17 protein-coding genes and 1 pseudogene are annotated in these 18,559 nt (G+C 64.5%); 11 read left to right on the forward strand and 7 right to left on the reverse strand.

Annotated elements, in window-relative coordinates:
- Nucleotides 1-91 precede the first annotated feature (91 nt).
- From HAP41_RS42135 to HAP41_RS42165, 7 genes and pseudogenes are all read left to right on the forward strand, one after another.
- Nucleotides 92-702: pseudogene (locus tag HAP41_RS42135) on the forward strand (glutathione S-transferase family protein).
- A 23-nt stretch (nucleotides 703-725) separates the two neighbouring features.
- Complete coding sequence (locus tag HAP41_RS42140; RefSeq protein WP_166078035.1) at nucleotides 726-1,916, forward strand: serine hydrolase domain-containing protein; 1,191 nt, start codon at nucleotides 726-728, stop codon at nucleotides 1,914-1,916.
- A 17-nt stretch (nucleotides 1,917-1,933) separates the two neighbouring features.
- Nucleotides 1,934-2,803 (forward strand): MBL fold metallo-hydrolase, encoded by an 870-nt coding sequence (locus HAP41_RS42145; RefSeq protein WP_166078033.1) that lies wholly within the window; start codon nucleotides 1,934-1,936, stop codon nucleotides 2,801-2,803.
- Between the two features lie 123 nt (nucleotides 2,804-2,926).
- Nucleotides 2,927-4,069: an alpha/beta hydrolase gene (locus HAP41_RS42150; protein ID WP_166078025.1), complete on the forward strand. Its 1,143-nt coding sequence runs from the start codon at nucleotides 2,927-2,929 to the stop codon at nucleotides 4,067-4,069.
- A gap of 66 nt (nucleotides 4,070-4,135) precedes the next feature.
- The gene (gene mbfA / locus HAP41_RS42155; protein ID WP_085403465.1) at nucleotides 4,136-5,107 is read left to right on the forward strand and encodes an iron exporter MbfA; all 972 of its coding nucleotides are present in this window, start codon (nucleotides 4,136-4,138) and stop codon (nucleotides 5,105-5,107) included.
- Nucleotides 5,108-5,339: 232 nt separating this feature from the next.
- A complete protein-coding gene (locus HAP41_RS42160) occupies nucleotides 5,340-6,812 on the forward strand; it encodes an amidase (protein WP_166105445.1) in 1,473 nt (490 codons plus the stop codon).
- Nucleotides 6,813-6,938: 126 nt separating this feature from the next.
- Nucleotides 6,939-7,292 (forward strand): nuclear transport factor 2 family protein, encoded by a 354-nt coding sequence (locus HAP41_RS42165; protein ID WP_166077998.1) that lies wholly within the window; start codon nucleotides 6,939-6,941, stop codon nucleotides 7,290-7,292.
- A 148-nt stretch (nucleotides 7,293-7,440) separates the two neighbouring features.
- Here the strand turns inward: HAP41_RS42165 and HAP41_RS42170 are convergent, their stop codons facing one another.
- The gene (locus tag HAP41_RS42170; protein ID WP_166077992.1) at nucleotides 7,441-8,529 is read right to left on the reverse strand and encodes a Zn-dependent alcohol dehydrogenase; all 1,089 of its coding nucleotides are present in this window, start codon (nucleotides 8,527-8,529) and stop codon (nucleotides 7,441-7,443) included.
- Between the two features lie 45 nt (nucleotides 8,530-8,574).
- Nucleotides 8,575-10,359, reverse strand: a complete 1,785-nt coding sequence (locus HAP41_RS42175) for an acyl-CoA dehydrogenase family protein (RefSeq protein WP_166077979.1) — start codon at nucleotides 10,357-10,359, stop codon at nucleotides 8,575-8,577.
- Nucleotides 10,360-10,581: 222 nt separating this feature from the next.
- Here HAP41_RS42175 and HAP41_RS42180 point away from each other — a divergent pair, with 222 nt between their 5' ends.
- On the forward strand, nucleotides 10,582-11,283 hold the full coding sequence (locus tag HAP41_RS42180) for an SDR family NAD(P)-dependent oxidoreductase (protein ID WP_166077962.1): 702 nt from the start codon (nucleotides 10,582-10,584) through the stop codon (nucleotides 11,281-11,283).
- Nucleotides 11,284-11,394: 111 nt separating this feature from the next.
- Nucleotides 11,395-12,225 (forward strand): enoyl-CoA hydratase, encoded by an 831-nt coding sequence (locus tag HAP41_RS42185; RefSeq protein ID WP_166077921.1) that lies wholly within the window; start codon nucleotides 11,395-11,397, stop codon nucleotides 12,223-12,225.
- Between the two features lie 105 nt (nucleotides 12,226-12,330).
- Here HAP41_RS42185 and HAP41_RS42190 read toward each other — a convergent pair whose 3' ends face one another.
- Entirely contained in the window at nucleotides 12,331-12,954 is a 624-nt protein-coding gene (locus tag HAP41_RS42190) for a GNAT family N-acetyltransferase (protein ID WP_166077909.1), read from the reverse strand.
- 69 nt (nucleotides 12,955-13,023) lie between these two features.
- Nucleotides 13,024-13,227, reverse strand: a complete 204-nt coding sequence (locus HAP41_RS42195; protein WP_063980835.1) for a DUF1127 domain-containing protein — start codon at nucleotides 13,225-13,227, stop codon at nucleotides 13,024-13,026.
- A 110-nt stretch (nucleotides 13,228-13,337) separates the two neighbouring features.
- Between HAP41_RS42195 and HAP41_RS42200 the strand changes: the two genes are divergently transcribed.
- Together HAP41_RS42200 and tcuC are read left to right on the forward strand one after the other, a co-directional pair.
- Nucleotides 13,338-14,237, forward strand: a complete 900-nt coding sequence (locus HAP41_RS42200; protein ID WP_063980834.1) for a transcriptional regulator GcvA — start codon at nucleotides 13,338-13,340, stop codon at nucleotides 14,235-14,237.
- A gap of 143 nt (nucleotides 14,238-14,380) precedes the next feature.
- Complete coding sequence (gene tcuC / locus HAP41_RS42205; RefSeq protein ID WP_071916835.1) at nucleotides 14,381-15,712, forward strand: MFS transporter; 1,332 nt, start codon at nucleotides 14,381-14,383, stop codon at nucleotides 15,710-15,712.
- Nucleotides 15,713-15,826: 114 nt separating this feature from the next.
- On the opposite strand, the gene HAP41_RS42210 is transcribed toward tcuC, so the two are convergent.
- The 3 genes from HAP41_RS42210 to HAP41_RS42220 are packed head-to-tail and all read right to left on the reverse strand — an operon-like array spanning nucleotide 15,827 to nucleotide 18,432.
- On the reverse strand, nucleotides 15,827-16,240 hold the full coding sequence (locus HAP41_RS42210) for a Rieske (2Fe-2S) protein (protein ID WP_166077860.1): 414 nt from the start codon (nucleotides 16,238-16,240) through the stop codon (nucleotides 15,827-15,829).
- The gene (locus tag HAP41_RS42215) at nucleotides 16,240-17,349 is read right to left on the reverse strand and encodes an amidohydrolase family protein (protein WP_166077841.1); all 1,110 of its coding nucleotides are present in this window, start codon (nucleotides 17,347-17,349) and stop codon (nucleotides 16,240-16,242) included. The genes HAP41_RS42210 and HAP41_RS42215 overlap by 1 nt, the downstream gene beginning before the upstream one ends.
- Before the next feature lie 24 nt (nucleotides 17,350-17,373).
- Entirely contained in the window at nucleotides 17,374-18,432 is a 1,059-nt protein-coding gene (locus HAP41_RS42220; protein ID WP_166077822.1) for an amidohydrolase family protein, read from the reverse strand.
- Between the last annotated feature and the right edge of the window lie 127 nt (nucleotides 18,433-18,559).

The raw sequence follows: 18,559 nt of genomic DNA on the forward strand, positions 1-18,559 counted from the left end.
AGCCGCGTGGAAACGCGTGGATGGCCGGGTCAAGCCCGGCCATGACGGAGGAGACACCGTTCGCTCAAGACCGACCGCAGGGAATCGTCAGATGAAACTCTCCTTCTCCGCCGCCTCGCCCTTCGCCCGCAAGGTGCGCATCGCCGCGATCGAGCTCGGGCTGATCGACAAGATCGAGCTGACGCCCGCGACCGTCGCGCCGGGCACGGTCAATGAGGATTATTCGCGCATCACGCCGCTGAAGAAGCTGCCGGTGCTGATCACCAATGACGGCGACGTCATTCTGGATTCCTACGTGATCGTCGAATATCTCAACGAGATGGCCGGCGGCAGCCTGATCCCCGATTACGGCCCGCGGCGCTGGAAGGCCAAGACCAATCACTCCCTGATCAACGGCATGCTCGATTCCATGCTGCTGTGCCGCTACGAGAAGATGGTGCGGCCGCAGGGCCTGCAATGGCAGGCGTGGTCGGACGACCATTGGAACCGGGCCTGGACCGGCAGGCGCGCTTCGAGAACATGCCCGAAGTTTTGAACGGCCCGTTCGACATCTCGCAGATCGGCCTCGTGTGCGTGCTCGGCTATGCCGACTTCCGCTTCGCCGATTGCGGCTGGCGCAAGGCCTATCCGAAACTCGACGCCTTCCACCAGAAGATGCTGGAGCGCCCCTCGGTCAAGATCTCGGTGCCTCCAGCGGCGTAAACTAGGCTGCGGGGAGAAGGACGATGCGCGATCGCTTCCCCCGCCTCAGCATTATCGGCGCGAGCCTCGTGCTCGCGTTGACCGTCTCAGCCACTTCCGTGCAGGCCGACGGCATGGCGCCTGGACAACGAAATGTCGCCTGCGAATCGCCATCATCAATCGATGACGGCTGGACGACTGCATCGCCCAACAGCGTTGGCATGGACGGCATGCGGCTCTGCAGCATCGCTGCACGGCTCGATCAACGCGCGACCTCGGTCCATTCGGTTGTCGTCGTGCGCCACGGCAAGCTCGTCTTCGAGCAGTATTTTCCTGGCTACGACCAACCCTGGGGACAACCGGACGGCCAGCACGAATTTACCGCGACGACGAAGCATGACATGCGTTCGGCATCGAAGAGTGTCGCTTCGCTGCTCGTCGGCATCGCGATCGATCGCAAGCTGATCGAAGGCGTCGACGAGCCCGTGCTCAAATTCTTCCCCGACCATCAGGCGGCGAAGCAGGCGGGCTGGGAGGCCATCACGCTGCGCCATCTGCTAACGATGTCCTCCGGCATTGAATGGGACGAGGCACGGTCCTGGACCGATCCGAAAAACGACGAGCCGCATCTCACCTTTGAGGCCGATCCGATCGGCTATGTGCTCGCAAAGCCAGTCGCTGCGCCGCCCGACGTGCTGTGGACTTATAATGGCGGCGGGACTGAACTGCTCGGCAACATCCTCGAACGCGTCTCGGGCAAGCCGCTGGAGGCATTTGCTCGCGAGGTGCTGTTCCAGCCGCTCGGGATCAGCGATTTCGAGTGGAAAGCCTATAAGAACGGCAAGATCGCAGCGGCCGCGGGCCTTCGCTTGCGGCCGCGCGATGCGGCGAAGATCGGCCAGCTCGTGCTCAATCGCGGCCAGTGGAACGGCCGGCAGATCGTCTCGGCCGACTGGATCGCACAATCTACCACGCCGCGCTTCCAGGCGATCGGCTATTTCGGCAGCACGATGTTCTACGGCTATCAATGGTGGATGGGCCGCTCGCTCGCCGGCGACAAGGAAATCAAATGGGTTGCTGCCTTCGGCTGGGGCGGCCAGCGCATCTTCATCGTGCCCGAGCTTGATCTCGTCATGATGACCACCGCTGCCCAATACGGCCAGCCGAAGGAAGGGCTGGCCGCGATCGACATTCTCACCAACATCGTCATTCCATCCGTGCGCGACGCGCACTGATCACTGGGGAAGCGAGCATGAGCCTGAAATATACGGTCGGCGATCTCACCATCCATCGCGTCATCGAGCAGGAAACCTCGTTCGTCCCGGCACTGGAAATGCTGCCGGGATTGACGGCCGAGGTGCTGGCCGAGAACCGGGCATGGATGCGGCAGGCCAAGGCGCTGGACGAGCAGGACGTACTGCTCCTGTGCTTCCAGTCCTATGTGGTGAAGACGCCGCACCACACCATCCTGATCGACAGCTGCATCGGCAACGACAAGCCGCGCCCGCAGCGGCCGAAATGGAACATGAAGACCGACGACACGTACTTGCGCGGACTCAACGCAGCCGGGTTTGCGGTCGACGACATCGATTTCGTGATGTGCACGCATCTGCATGTCGATCACGTCGGCTGGAACACGCGACTGGAGAACGGCCGCTGGGTGCCGACCTTCCCGAAGGCGCGCTATCTCTTTGCGAAGCAGGAATACGACCATTGGTTCGCGGAGAATGCAAAGGCGGAGATTCCGCCCTTCGCCGACAGCGTGCTGCCGGTGGTCGAGGCCGGGCGTCACGAGCTGGTCGGCAACGATCACCAGATCGGTGATCACGTCCGCATCCTGCCGACGCCGGGACATACGCCCGGCCATATCGCCATCACGATGGGCCGCGGCAAGGACGACGCCGTGTTCTCCGGCGACCTCATGCATTCAACGCTGCAGACGCTCTATCCGGAGCTGTCGATCAAGTTCGACGTCGACCCGGCCGCAGCGGCGAAAACGCGCCGCAGCTTTCTGGAGCGCTATTGCGACACCGACACGCTGTGCTGCACCGCGCATTTCCCCTCGCCGTCGGTCGGGAAGATCAGGCGCAAGGGCAGCGCGTTCGTGTGTGCGGCGGTTTAGCGCGCGGCAATCGCCCGGCTTCCGTCATGCCCGGGCTTGTCCCGGGCATCCACGTTCTTACAATCAACGGCAACAAGAACGTGGATGGCCGGGACAAGCCCGGCCATGACGAGGAAACAAAAAATGGCCGACCTCCCCGACATCCCTCTCCCCGCCGGCATCCGCTCGCGTTACGTCGACGGCATCAACGGCTTGCGCATGCATGTGCTCGAGGCAGGCTTCGAGACCGCGGGCCGGCCCTGCATCCTGCTGCTGCACGGCTTTCCCGAGCTCGCCTTCTCCTGGCGCAAGGTGATGCCGGTGCTGGCCGCGGCCGGCTATCACGTGATCGCGCCGGACCAGCGCGGCTATGGCCGCACCACGGGATGGACCGCGGATTACGACGGCGATCTCACGCCGTTCTCGCTCCTCAACCTCGTCCGCGACGCGCTCGCCCTGGTGTCGGCGTTCGGCTACAGGCAGGTCGATCTCGCCGGGCATGATTTCGGCAGCCCGGTCGCGGCCTGGTGCGCCCTGATCCGGCCCGACGTGTTTCGCTCGGTGACGCTGATGAGCGCGCCCTTCGGCGGAGCGCCACCGATGCCGTTTGGCACGGTCGATGTGCCGGCAAAGCCTGCAGTCGAAGACCCCGTGCATCGCGAGCTCGCCGCGCTGCCACGCCCGCGCAAACACTATCAATGGTATTACGCGACGCGCCCGGCCAACGCCGACATGCAGCACGCGCCGCAGGGCGTGCACGATTTCCTGCGCGCCTACTACCACCACAAGAGTGCGGACTGGACCGACAACAAGCCATATCCGCTGAAGTCGTGGTCCGCGGGCGAACTCGCCAAGCTGCCGACCTACTACGTGATGGACGCCGGCAAGACGATGGCGGAGACGGTTGCGAAGGAGATGCCCTCGCCGGCCGCGATCGCCGCCAACCAATGGCTGCCGGACAGCGACCTCGCCTATTACAGCGCCGAATACGGCCGCACCGGATTCCAGGGGGGCTTGCAATGGTACCGCTACGGCACCTCGGGCATGCTCAACAGCGAGATGCAGCTGTTTGCGGGCCGCAGCATCGACGTGCCCTCCTGCTTCATCTCGGGCAAGCAGGATTGGGGCACCTATCAGCGCCCCGGCGTGTTCGAAGCGATGCAGGGGCGCGGCTGCACGAAGATGCTCAGCTGTCACCTCGTCGACGGCGCCGGCCATTGGGTGCAGCAGGAACAGCCGGCCGAGGTGAGCCGCTTGCTGCTCGAGTTCCTCGCAAAAGCCGCCTGATTTGACCCGGGAACCCCGGCGCCTTATATAGTTTAGAATAATTCTAAACTATCAAACAGGGCCGCTGTGAAGACTTTTGCCGAACTGACCGAGCGCGAGGTGCTTGCGGTCGCGATCTCCTCCGAGGAGGAGGACAGCCGCATCTACATGACCTTCGCCGAGGACTTGCGCGAGCGTTACCCGGACACGTCGAAGATTTTCGAGGAGATGGCCGAGGAGGAACGCGGCCACCGGCATCGGCTGCTGAAACTCTATGAGGAACGCTTCGGCCAGCACCTGCCGCCGATCCGCCGCGAGAACGTCAAAGGCTTTCTGCGCCGGCGGCCGATCTGGCTGACGAAAAACCTGCCGCTCGACACCATCCGGAAAGAGGTCGAGACCATGGAGCTCGAGGCCGAGCGCTTCTACGCGCGAGCCGCCGAGCAGGCCGAGGATGTCGGCGTGCGCCGCCTGCTCGGCGATCTCGCCGAGGAGGAAAAGCATCACGAGAACCGCGCCGTCGCGCTGACCGACGAAATCCTGAAGCCGGACGTGCGCGCCGAGGAAGATCGCACGCGACGGCGGATGTTCGTGCTGCAATATGTGCAGCCGGGCCTCGCCGGCCTGATGGACGGATCGGTCTCGACGCTGGCGCCGCTGTTCGCCGCAGCTTTCGCCACCCACCAGAACTGGCAGACGTTTCTGGTCGGCCTCGCCGCCTCGATCGGCGCCGGCATCAGCATGGGCTTTGCCGAGGCGCTGTCCGACGACGGCTCGCTCACCGGGCGCGGTTCGCCATGGCTGCGCGGCATCACCTGCGGCGCAATGACGACGCTCGGCGGGCTCGGCCACACCCTGCCTTATCTCGTCCCAGACAGCTGGCCGAACGCATTCTGGATCGCGACGGGAATCGCCGGCGTCGTCGTGTTCTTCGAATTGTGGGCGATCGCCTTCATCCGCGCGCGCTACATGGACACCCCGTTCCTCCAGGCCGTGTTCCAGATCGTGCTCGGCGGCGCGATCGTGCTGGCGGTGGGGATCTTGATCGGGGCGGCGTAGCTACCTCGGTGTCATGCCCCGCGAAAGCGGGGCATCCAGTACGCCGCGGCCTATCCGATCAATCACAGCCGTCTCGGAATACTGGATCGCCCGGTCAAGCCGGGCGATGACACCGACCTTGTGCTTGGCTGTCCTCGTTCCGTCCTACCGGCATATCAATCGCGATCAAACGGCGGTTGCGGCATTCGGTCAAACTGCGCATCATCCCATCAGGGAAGCGCAGGAGCATGTCGTGGCGAAATCGGAATGGAGTTACAAGAGCGCGGTCGAGCTGTCGGCCGCGTTGACCGCAAAGAAGGTCTCCGCGGTCGAGCTCACGCAGGATGCGATCGATCGCATCGAACGTCACGACGGCAAGGTCAACGCGATCTGCGTCCGGGATTTCGACCGTGCGCTTAGCGCCGCGCGGGACGCGGACGCGGCGCGGGCGCGCGGCGAGCGGAAGCCGCTGCTCGGCCTCCCAATCACCGTGAAGGAATCCTACAACGTCGCCGGCCTGCCCACGACCTGGGGCATTCCCGCGCAGAAGGATTTTGTCGCAAAGGAAGACGCACTGCCAGTCACGCGGGTGAAGGACGCCGGCACCGTCATCGTCGGCAAGACCAACGTGCCGCTCGGGCTCGGCGACTGGCAAAGCTACAACGACATCTACGGCACCACCAACAACCCCTACGATCTCGGCCGCGCGCCGGGCGGCTCGTCCGGCGGCTCGTCTGCCGCGCTCGCCGCGGGCTATGGCCCGCTGTCGATCGGCTCCGACATCGGCGGCTCGCTGCGCGTGCCCGCCTTCCATTGCGGCATCTATGCGCACAAGCCGACCTTCAGTCTCGTCGCCATGCGCGGCCACACGCCGCCGCCGCTGCCGCCTTTGCCGTTCGAGCGCGATCTCTCGGTGATCGGCCCGATGGCGCGCAGCGCCGCCGATCTTTCGCTTGTGCTCGACGTGATGGCCGGGCCCGATCCGATCGACGCTGGCCTCGCCTACCGGCTCGAGCTGCCGGCGGCGCGCCACACGGCATTCAAGGATTTCCGCGTGCTGGTGATCGATACCGATCCGGTGCTGCCGACCGACACCGCCGTGCGCGGCACGATCAACCGGCTGGCCGACAATCTCGCCAAGGCTGGCGTCAAGATCGAGCGCAGCAGCCCGCTGCTGCCGGATTTCGCGGCCTCCTCGCGGCTCTATATGCGCATGCTGATGTCGTTTCTCGGCTCGACCTTCGCGCCGGATGTCTACGCCGGCGCCAAGGCAGCCGCAGCGGCGTTGCCAGAGGGCGACAACAGCTTGGCTGCGGAACGGCTGCGCGGTATCGCGCTCAACCATCGCGACTGGCAGGCGGCCAACGGCGGGCGCACCCGCCTGCGCGCGCAATGGCGCGAGCTGTTCAAGACGTACGACGCCGTGATCTGCCCGGTGATGCCGACGGCAGCCTATCCCCACGACCATTCGCCCGAGCAGGAAAAGCGCCGGATCAAGATCGACGGCAAGGAGCACGTCTATCCGGACCAGCTCGCCTGGCCGGGCATCGCGACGCTCCCCGGTCTGCCCTCGACCGCGATTCCGACGGGCTTTGCGCCTGATGGACTGCCCATCGGCGTGCAGATCGTCGGCCCGTGGCTGGAAGACCGCACGCCGCTCAAGCTCGCCGAGCTGATCGAGCGCGAATTCGGCGGGTTCGTGCCGCCCCCTTTGTTCAATGACTAGTGCCTCCCGTCATTGCGAGGAGCCCTTGCGACGAAGCAATCCAGACTGCATCCGCGGAGACATTTCTGGATTGCTTCGCTACGCTCGCAATGACGGAGTAAAATAACATAGAGGGAGAGAAACGTCATGAGCCAAGACCTCGACCAGCTCACCGCGCTCAACCACGACTATGTCGCCTCCGTACAGAACTGCGACGTCAAACGCTTCGACGAAATCCTGGCGCCGGAGTTCTTTTGCTCCAATCCCGACAAGACATTGGTCGACCGCGCCGCCTTCCTGGAGCAGACGGCACGGCCGATCGCGATCCGCAATCTGCATGCGCATGATGTCATCATCCGCATCATGGGCGATTTTGCCATCATTCACGCAGCCACCAGCTACACCACCGCCGACGGCCAGCAGGCGACGGGGCGGTACACCGATTGCTGGACGAAGAAGAACGGGACGTGGCTCGCGGTATCAGCGCACGTGTCGCGGTGAGGTAGGCAAGCCATCCTCACACTCCGCTGTCATGCCCCGGCTTGACCGGGGCATCCAGTACGCCGCGGCAATAGTCGGTTCACACAGCTTCCGCCGCGGAGTACTGGATCGCCCGCTTTCGCGGGCGATGACACTGTCATTGCGGTTGCTAGCTATCAAACACAATCACGCTGCGCAGCGTCTTGCCGGCTTTCATGTTGGCAAAACCCTCGTTGATCTCCGGCAGTTTCAGCTTGGCCGAGATCCAGTCCTCGAGGTGCAGGCGTCCGCGCAGGTAGAAATCCACCAAGCGCGGCATGTCCACGCGAAAATGGTTGGAGCCCATCGATGAGCCCTGGATCCTGCGCTCGCGCAGGAAGTCGAAGCCGTGCAGCTCGATCTTCTGGCCGAACGGAATCATGCCGACGATGGTGGCCGTGCCGCCGGACGCCAGCATGCCAAAAGCCTGCTCCGCGGTCTCCTTGCGGCCGAGCACCTCGAAAGAATGATGCACGCCGCCATTGGTGAGGTCGCGCACCTGCTTCACGACGTCGCCGCCGGCGGGATTGATGATGTCGGTCGCGCCCAGCTTGGTCGCGAGCTGGAGCTTTGCCGGATTGGTGTCGATGGCGATGATGCGTCCGGCGCCCGCGATCTGTGCGCCGTTGATCGCGGCCATGCCGACACCGCCGCAGCCGATCACGGCCACGGTCTCGCCGGCCGTCACCTTCGCCGTGTTCACCACCGCGCCGTAGCCGGTGATGACGCCGCAGCCGATCAGCGCGGCGAGATCGAGCGGCATCTCCTTGCGGATTTTGACGATGGCGTTCTCGTGCACCAGCATCTGCTCGGCGAAGGACGAGAGGTTGAGGAACTGGTGCAACTTCTCGGGCTTCGACCATTGCATCCGGTTCGAGGCGCCCGGCAACAGCTTTACGGTGGTGTCGGTGCAGAGCACGGTGCGGCCCGTGGTACAGTTGTCGCAGGTGCCGCAGAACACCGACAGGCACGTCACGACGTGATCGCCCGGCTTCACATAGGTGACGTCGGAGCCGACCTGCTCGACGATGCCGGCGGACTCGTGCCCGAGCACCGCGGGCAGCGGATGCGGATACAGGCCTTCCATGAAGTGCAGATCGGAGTGACAGAGGCCGGCGACCGCCGTGCGGATCAAAACCTCGCGTGGGCCCGGCTTCGGCAGGCTGACATCCTCGATGACCAGCGGCTGATTGACTTCATAAAGGACGGCGGCCTTCATCGAGCACTCCCTATCGCTTCTTTTGGTTTGAGCGTGGAGTGCAGCCTACGCTGCCAGAACCAGTTCGCCAACCTCGCTCATGCCGGCGTCGCGATCCCCGAGCAGCAGCGCTGCGATCTTCGCTTGCACGGCATTTTCCGTCAGTCGGAACGGATCGCTCGGCGCCACGCGATGGTCGATCACCAGCCGCGACAGCAGCAGCCGGCGCGCATCGCCGCGCATCTCGTGGATGCGATGCGCTTCCCAGGCGAGCGCGACCGCGCTTGCGACGTGATAGAGCAGGCTGGTCGCGCGGCGCGCATCGGCCTCGTTCTCGGAATTGCCCGCGACCTCGCGCGCGAAGCCGACGGCGCGATCGACGAGACCGCGCAAATTGTCGCGCCAGGCCTGCGGGACCGACACGCTATCATCGAGCCGCGCATGCAGATCGGCTGATAGCGCGGATTCGGCGCCGTGGCGGCCGACCGCGCGCCGGAGCGCATCGATCGCGACGATGTTGCCGGTGCCCTCCCAGACCGAGCCGAGATGCGCATCGCGCAGCAGGCGGGGCGTGGCGAATTCCTCGATATAGCCGATGCCGCCGCGCATCTCGAGCGCATCGCCGCAGACTTTTCGCGCATCGCGCGTCGCACGGAATTTCAGGGTCGGCGTCAGGATGCGCAGCAGCGCGGCTGCATCCTGGCTGCCGGCCTCGGCGCGGTCGAGCGCGTCGGCGGTCAGAAAACTCATCGACAGCGCCTGCTCGACCGGCAGCATGATCTTCAACATCTGCCGCCGTCCCAGCGGCAGGTCGATGATGCGCTTGCCGAACACCACGCGGTTCTTCGCCACCGTCATCGCATCATGATAGGCGCGGCGCATCAGCGCGGTGGATTTGACGCCGTTGGAGAGCCGCGACGAATTGACCATCTCGGCCATCTGCACGAAGCCGCGGTCGAGCTTGCCGACCGCATAGGCGATCGCGCCTTCGAGCTTGATCTCGCCCGAGGCCATCGAGCGGGTGCCGAGCTTGTCCTTGAGGCGCACGATCCGATAGTGGTTCTGCGAACCGTCGTCGAGGAAGCGCGGCATCAGGAACAGGCCGACGCCGCGCGTGCCGGGGCCGGCGCCTTCGGGACGCGCCAGCAGCATCACGACCTTGGCATCGGCGTTCGAGCAGAACCATTTCTCGCCATGGAGGCGCCAATGGTCGCTCTCCTGCACGGCACGCGTGGTCAGCGTACCGACATCGGAGCCGCCCTCCTTCTCGGTCATGAACTGGCCGCCCTGGGTCAGCTTGCTCATGTCGGTCTGGGTCAGGCCGTCGAGATATTTCGCCTTCAGCGCCTCGCTGCCGAAATTCGCCAAGAGCTTTGCGCAGCCGTCGGTGACGTTGATCGGGCAGCCCATGCCGAATTCGGTCTGGTTGAACAGGAAGGTGAAGGCGTGCTTGGCCACGACGGGATATTTGTCCGGCCAGCCCATGATGCCCTTGCGGATCGACAACGCATGGATGCCGAACTCGCCGAAGGCCGCGCTCTCCAGTTCGCGATAGGCCGGGTGATATTCGATCCACTGCACGTCGCGGCCGAACTTGTCGCGCTGGTGCAGCACCGGCGTGTGCCGGTCGGCGAGCCGCGCGCAATCGTCGAGATGGCCACCGGCGAGTTCGCCGAGGCGATCGAGATGCGGCTCGATGTGGCGGAACAGCGGGTCCGGCAGATGGATACGCAACAGATCCGTCAGCGCCGGATCGGCGCGATAGAAATTCACGCCTGATGTATCGGGCGCCAGCAGACCGGATGGTGCGGCCGCGACACTTTTTGGCTCACCTGTGACCGGCTTGTGCATGATCGTCCTCTTCGTTCCCGCCCGACGGCAATTCTTATCGCTTGCCGCTTGGGATGATGTCGATCATGCTCCAGTCGCAAAGGCGGATAAAGCCGCAAATTGTCAGGGAGGCATGATCGCCGTGAAGGAGCAATTCGCTCTGCGGAATTATGATCGACCCGGCTGGTTGTCCGCACGGCGGATGCATAGATCAGCGGCTTCCCGTCTCCGAGAGATCACGCCATGGAACATCCGAAATACAAGATCGCCCTCATCGTTGGCGCCGGCGAAGGCCTGAGCGGCTCGTTGGCGCGTCTGCTGTCCGCGCAAGGCATCCGCGTCGCGCTGGCCGCGCGCAAGATCGAGAAATTGGGCGCGCTCTGTCGCGAGACCGGCGCCAAGGCCTATGCCTGCAACGCCACCGAGCCTGAGGAGGTCGAGCGGCTGTTCGGCCTGGTCGAACGCGAGATCGGCACGCCCGACCTCGTCGTCTACAACGCCAGCGGCCGCACGCGCGGGCCGTTCGTCGATCTCGTTCCGGCGGATGTCGCGCAGGCGATCGCGATCAGCGCCTATGGCGGCTTCCTGGTGGCGCAGCAGGCGGCCAAGCGCATGCTGCCGAACAAGCACGGCGCGATCCTGTTCACCGGCGCCTCGGCGAGCGTCAAGGGCTATGCGCAGTCGGCCTCCTTCGCGATGGGCAAGTTCGCGTTGCGCGGGCTGGCGCAGAGCCTGGCGCGCGAGCTCTCGCCGCAGGGCATCCACATCGCGCATTTCGTGATCGACGGCGGCATCCGCAGCGCGGCGCGGGCCGAACCCGCCGACAAGCCGGATTCGATGCTCGATCCCGACGCGATCGCGCAGAGCTACTGGAACGTGCTGCAACAGCCGCGCAGCGCCTGGAGCTGGGAGCTGGAGCTGCGGCCGTGGGTGGAGAAGTTTTAGACGCGCTGCCGTAGCGTGGGCAAAGGCGCGCAGCGCCGTGCCCACCATCACGACGAAACAACAAATGGTGGGCACGCGCGCTTTGCCCACCCTACAAGGGTAGGGAGCGACATGACCACGGAAACCACCATCGATACCGGCACCAACGAACTCCTCTGCGTCATCCGCGACCGCGTCGCAGTGATCACGCTGAACCGGCCGGAGGCGCGCAACGCGCTGTCGGACATCTTGACGCCGGCGCTGCGGACGATGATCCGCACCTGCGGCGAGAGCCCCGAAGTCGGCGCGCTGCTGATCACCGGCGCGGGCGCGGCCTTCTGTGCCGGCGGCAACGTCAAGGGCATGGGCGCGCATCGCGACCCGAAGAAGCTCGAGATGTCGTTTGACGACAAGGTCGCCGATCTCCAGGAACGGCAGCGGCTGCTCACCGGCGCGCTGGTGTCGGTACGCAAGCCGACCATCGCCGCCCTGCCCGGCCCCGCGGTCGGCGCCGGACTCGCCATCGCCATGGCCTGCGACATCCGCATCGCCGCGCAATCGGCCTTCGTCTCCACCGGCTACGCCCGCATCGCGCTGAGCGGCGACTACGGCATCGCCTGGCTGCTCACCCGGCTGGTCGGCACCGCGCGAGCCCGCGAGTTGCTGTTCACCGGCGATCGCGTCGACGCCGCGCGCGCCGAGACAATCGGCCTCGTCAACCGCGTCGTGCCCGACGACAGGCTGCAAGACGAGGCCTTTGCGCTGGCCAAATCGCTCGCCGAAGGCCCGCGTCAGGCGCTGCGCTACATGAAGGACAATCTCGACGAGGCGCTGCTGTTCGATTTCGAGACCGCCCGCGACCACGAAGCCGGACGGCTGATCCGCCTGACCACGACTGCTGATCACAAGGAAGCCGTGCAGGCCTTCATCGAGAAGCGGAAAGCGGTGTTCACGGGAAAGTAACCCGCGGTTTGACGATCGCAGCCCAGATGGAGCGCAGCGAAATCCGGGCTACGACGAACAAAAAAAAGCCCGGCTCTGGATGACCAGGCCGGGCTCGGAGTGGTGTCAGGCCGAGGCTGAGGGGCTGTCGGCCTGACGGGAAAGGGCGGCGAGGCGCCAGCTCGCGCAGGGAATGTCTTTCGGTGCGACGGCGATCTCCTTGTCGAAGCGCACCAGCTTCCAGTCATCGGGATGATTGACGAAAGCGAAACCGGATTTGCGGGCGAGCGAGATCATGGTCTCGTTGGAGCGCAGCGTGTCGCCGAACATGTGCTCGGCACCAAGAGCTGCCGCGCGGCATTCGAGATTCTTCATCAGCGCGGTGGCGATGCCGTGGCCCTGCCAACGGTCGTCGACCGACAGGCCGAACTCGAGTGTCGAGGTCTCGGCATGGAAGGCGTAGCGCGCTTCGGCGATGATGGTCTCGAAGCCGTCGACCATCTTCGTCGCGACAACGGAAAAGCGCTCGCGCGCGCCGACATCGAGGAACTCGCTCAGCAGGCTCTTCGGCAATTCGCTGATCGCACCGAAGAAGCGGTTGTAGCGGGAGCGGGTCGAGAGCGATCGAAAATAGTGCTGAAGCTCCTCGGTGTCGCGCGGCTCGACGAAGCGGATGTTGATCGCCTCACCCTGCCGGGTGCGCAGCACGTCCGAATATTGCTTCAGATCTTCCAGGCGAAGAGTGCTCATGACACGAGCCCTGCGGAAAGAGGGACCGCCGGCGCCCCTGTGATCAGGCGGCGCCGGCCTGGCGGCCAATCAGGCCCGCCAGAAGGGTTTGTCAGCCTCGTAGGCGATGTCGGTCCAGGACAGGCCGACGTCGTGGAGATCGCGGGCCGTCCAATGGGTCAGTTCGCGGCGGGTCCGGTAGCGCTCGTGCCAGACGTGAAGCGTCTCGCCGATCTGCTGGATGAGGCCGGGTGCATGATGATTTGTCATCGAATTGTGGGTCAAAGTAGACATTTTCAGCTCCTTGAGCTAACTTGACCGCTAATATCTGCTTGCTACCGCGCTGCGACAAACGACAATTTGTACCCCTTCGCATGAAATAACGTCATGCATCCTGCTGCCAAATGACTGCCAGATTGCCCTCCCTGAACGGATTGCGGGCCTTTGAGGCCGCCGCGCGCCATCTCAGCTTCACGCTGGCCGCGTCCGAGCTGAACGTGACCCAGACCGCGATCAGCCATCAGATCCGGCGGCTCGAGGAGGAGCTCGGCATCCGCCTGTTCGTCCGGCAGAACCGCGCGCTGGCGCTGACGCCGGAAGCGCGCGACTATTTGCCGGGCGTCCGCGCCGCCTTCAACGACCTCCGCCTTGCGACCGACCGGCTGCTGCGCAAGGACGACGACAAGGTGCTGACCGTCTCGACGCTGGCATCGCTCGCCGCGAAATGGCTGCTGCCGCGGCTGACCGATTTCCAGGAGCAGCACCCCGGCATCGACGTCCGCATCACCACCTCGACCAGCCTCGTCGATTTCCAGCGCGACAATGTCGATGCCGCGATTCGCTATGGCCGCGGTCAATGGCCGGGCCTGCGCGCCGACTGGCTGATGGCCGACGAGCTGTTTCCGGTGTGCAGTCCGTCGCTGCTGCGCGGCGACAAGCCGCTGCGCCAGCCTGAGGATCTCAAAGGCTATCCGCTGCTGCACACCTCCAATGCCAACAGCGATGACTGGCGGCTGTGGCTGACGGCGGCCGGCCTTCCGGGCGACATCGCCAGGCAGCCCGGCATCACCTTCGACATGATCTTCATGACCATCCAGGCCGCAATCGACGGCATCGGCGTGGCAATGGGGCGAACCTCCTACGTCCAGGACGACATCGCCAAGGGCCGGCTCGTGGTGCCCTTCAAGATCGCGCTGCCGGCCGATGCCGGCTTCTACCTGGTCGCGCCGGAGGGCCGGCGCGAGGCGCCGAAGCTGGCCGCGTTCCGCGAGTGGATGATCGCTGCAACGCAGAATAAAGCGTGAAAAATCATCAGCTTCCCCGGTGAAATCGATTGACTCGCCGCGCCCCGCGCGAGAGGGGTAGGACAGATTGTCGCAGCCGACAATCTGATGCCTTGCCGTGAAATGAGTTCCGGTCCGGCCGCGCCTTCCAGGGGAGAAACGTCATGGCTGGACCAGCAACCAATCCGCCCGAGATCAAGTCGCGCATCGGCGCGATCCTCCGCGCCACCTCCGGCAATTTTCTCGAGCAGTTCGATTTCTTCCTGTTCGGCTTCTATGCCGCCGCCATCGGCAAGGCGTTCTTTCCCTCCAGTAACGAGACAGCCTCGCTGCTCAACACTTTTGGCGTGTTCTGGCTCGGCGCGCTGATGCGCCCCGTCGGCGCGATCGTGCTCGGCGCCTACATCGACCGCATCGGCCGCCGCCAGGGCCTGATCGTCACGCTCGGCATCATGGCGATCGGCACCGTCGTGATCGCATTCTGCCCGAGCTATGCGACCATCGGCATCGCGGCGCCCGTCATCGTGCTGATCGGCCGCCTGCTGCAGGGCTTCTCCGCCGGCGTCGAGCTCGGCGGCGTCTCGGTCTATCTCGCGGAAATCTCCACGCCCGGCAATCGCGGCTTCTACACCTCGTTCCAGTCGTCGAGCCAGCAGGTCGCGATCTTCGTGGCCTCGATCCTCGGCTTCATCCTGTCCGAGGTGATGCCGGCGGACGTCGTGACCGCCTGGGGCTGGCGCATTCCCTTCTTCGTCGGTTGCCTCATCATTCCCCTGATCTTCATGCTGCGGCGGACGCTCGAGGAAACGCCGGCCTTCCTCGCCATGAAGAAGCACCCGACGGCAAACGAGGTGTTCGCCTCCGCGCTCGCCAACTGGCGCATCGTCATCCTCGGCATGATGATCGCGGTCCTGACCACGACGACATTCTACTTCGTCACCGTGTACACGCCGACCTTCGGCAAGACGGTGCTGAAGCTCTCGACGCAGGACGCACTGCTCGTGACGCTGCTCGTCGCCGTGACCAACTTCTTCTGGAATCCCGTCGGCGGCGCGCTGTCCGATCGCATCGGCCGCAAGCCGGTACTGCTCGCCATCGCCGGCCTGGCGCTCGTCACCGCCTACCCGGCACTGTCCTGGCTGGTCGCCGCGCCGACTTTCGGCAAACTGCTCGCGGTCGAGATGTTGTTCTCGTTCTATTTCGGCATGTACAGCGGCACCATGCTCGGTGCTCTCGTCGAGATCGTGCCGGCGCATGTCCGCACCACCTGCTTCTCGCTGGCCTTCGCGCTCGCCGCTGCGCTGTTCGGCACGTTCACGCCATTCGCCTCGACCTTGCTGATCGACTACACCGGCAACAAAGCCTCACCCGGCTTCTGGCTGATGTTCGCCGCTGCGCTTGGCATCATTGCCGCATCGATCGTCTATCGCGGTGGCCGCCAAGCGGTGACGACGTACGATGCGACCGGTGAAGCGGCGCCGGCGGTGAGCCACTGATGGTCATTCCGGGGCGCCTCGAAGAGGCGAACCCGGAATCCATTTCTCCCAACATTCTTGCGGCACGATGGATTCCGGGCTCGATGCTTCGCATCTCCCCGGAATGACAGTAACCTAAAGCTCCACCACCACGTAATCGCTCTCGACCTTCACCGGGATGGTCTCGGCGACATACGGGCCCTTCACCACGCTCGCACCCGGCTCGACATGCGCCGGATAGGCCTTCACGCGGAAGCGACGGGGGTCGCAATAGGACTGGCCGGTGCGGATGTCGAACTCCCAACCGTGCCAGGGGCAGCGGATGATCTCGCCGAGCTTGGTGTATTCGATCTCGCCGGGTTCCTTTGATTGCGCGAGCCCGATCAGCGGGCCCTCGCACAGCGCCGCGCCCTGATGCGGGCAGCGGTTCATCAGGCCGAAATACTCGCCCTTGATGTTGAAGACCGCGATCGGCCGTCCGTCGATCTCCAGAAATTTTCGCGTGCCCGGCGGAAGCTCATCCACCGCCGCAATCACGTGCCGCGCCATCAAGCAATCCCATAGAGCATGCGCGCATTGCCGAGATAGAACGCTTCGCGGTTGGCGTCGCTGACGCCCGCCGGCAGCACGCGCGACGGCTCGTCATAGTCCCAATGCGGATAGTCGGTCGCGAACAGCAGTCGGTCCCAGCCGATCCATTTGATGACGTCGAACAGGTCCTCGCGCCGCTCCGGGTCCTCCATCGGCTGCGTGGTCCACCACACCTGCTCGCGGATATATTCAGACGGCGGCCGCTTCACGTGCGGCACTTCGCTGCGCAGCCGGTGCCAGACCTTGTCGAGCCGCCAGGCAAGCGACGGAGCCCAGCCGAAGCCGGCCTCGATCATCACCATCTTCAGCTTCGGAAAGCGCTCGAACACACCTTCCAAGACAAGGCTCGCCAGCGCCGATTGCTGGCACTGCGAGTGGCCCACCATCTCCTCGATGTAATAGGAAGGCCAGCCGGACGGCGTGATCGGATTGCCGCCGAAGCCGAAAGCGTGCACGCCGACGGGAAGCCCCGCCTCTTCCGCGGCCTGATAGATCGGCCAGTAACGGCGTTGACCGAGCGGCTCGACATTGCGGCTGAGCAGCAGCTCCTGCACGAAATTCTTGTCGCCGGCGCGCTCGCGGATTTCGGCGGCGGCCGACAGGCCGTCCTCATTGCCGACGACGATGGACGCCTTCAGACGCTTGTCCTTGCTGGTCCATTTGTCGATCTGCCAGTCGTTGATCGCCGAGCACAGCGCCGCCGAGAGCTCGTGATTGCGGATGCCCTGCCCGGTGTTGAGCGGATTGAGCACGCCGAGTTCCACGTTGTTGGGATCGAGCAGCTGCTTCTGCATGAAGGACAACGAAGAGCCCTGCGGCCCGCCTTCCGGCGGATAGGCGTCGCGACGCGATGCGTTGGGCTGGGCCTTCGGATAGGGCGGGCCTTCCATCATGCCCTGATAGGCATGGACGCCGTAGACTTCGAGATGATGCTGCCAGCGTTTCGCCAGATAAGGATAGAGCTCGGTGCGGGTGGCGCGTGCCGGATGGATGTCGCAGTCCGCGATTGCGGTTTTGACGGTCAGTGGGGAAGCGGCTTCGGTGCTCTCGCGGAATTGGACATTCATCGCCTTGCCTCCTTTGGCAGCGGGCTAAGTCAGGCGGGGATAGGTCGCATGCGGATTTTCGATCATGATCTTGCGCACGAGATCGGGGGTGAGGCCCTCGGGCAGCGCGTCCTGGCCGTCGAATTGCCAGTGCGGATAGTCCGTGGAGAATAGAACCAATTCGTCGGACTGCATATGATCAAACAGGCGAATTAATGTCTCAGGTTCCGGCGGCGCATCAAATGGCTGTAAAGAGAACCGGATGTTGCTGCGCACAATGTCGAGCGGCGCGCGATCGACCCATGGCGTCTCCATTCGCACCCCGCGCCAGAAGTTGTGCAGGCGCCAGAGAAAAGGGGAGATCCAGGAGACGCCGGATTCAAGCATGACCATTTTCAGCCGCGGATATTTGGCGAACACGCCCTCGACGATCAGACTGGTGATCTGAGTCTGGAACGCCTGGGCCTGACCGACATAATCCTCGATGTGATAGGAACCCCAGCCCACGGCAGTCGGCGGATTGTGATAGGCGGAACCGGCGTGAATCCCGATGGGCAGCTGGAGCCGTTCCGCCGCCTCGTAGATCGGCCACACCGCGCGCTTGCCGAGCGGCGTGTCGCCCATGACCAGCATCAGCACCTGCACGAAGCGGCGGTCCTGTGCGCAGCGCTCGATCTCGGCGACGGCTTTCTCGACACTTTGCGTGGGGATCACGATCGAACCACGCAGCCGTGAATCGCGATCGAGCCATTCCTTCACGAGCCACTCGTTCAACGCGCGGCAGAAGGCGGCCTGCAAATCTTCCGAAAACACCATCTGCACGCCGTAGAGTGGATTGCAGATGGCGTATGTGAGCTTGAAGGGACCGAGCAGATGGCGCTGCATGTCCTCCAAGCTTGCGCCGGGCTTGCCGGTTTCCGGCCGCCAATCGGGACGCGCCACGATCGGCGAGTTCTGCGGATAGGATTGCGAGACAAGGTCGACCATGCCGCGCGTCGTCACCTGATCGCGCCAATAGTCATTCAGGTACGGCAGCAGGCTGGTCAGATGCGGCACGGCGGGATGCACGTCGCAATCCACCCCGCCGGCGATCAGGGACGCCATCACGTCTCCTTCACGTTTCCTCGTCACGTTTTGTCTTGTCCACCATTCAAGCAGGCCTGCCCGTCGCCCGCAACTCGGCCAAGGCCGCTGTCATATGCTAGGAAGGCACAGCTCCGTTGCGAGGACT

Source organism: Bradyrhizobium barranii subsp. apii (assembly GCF_011516635.5).
GTDB lineage: Bacteria > Pseudomonadota > Alphaproteobacteria > Rhizobiales > Xanthobacteraceae > Bradyrhizobium > Bradyrhizobium barranii.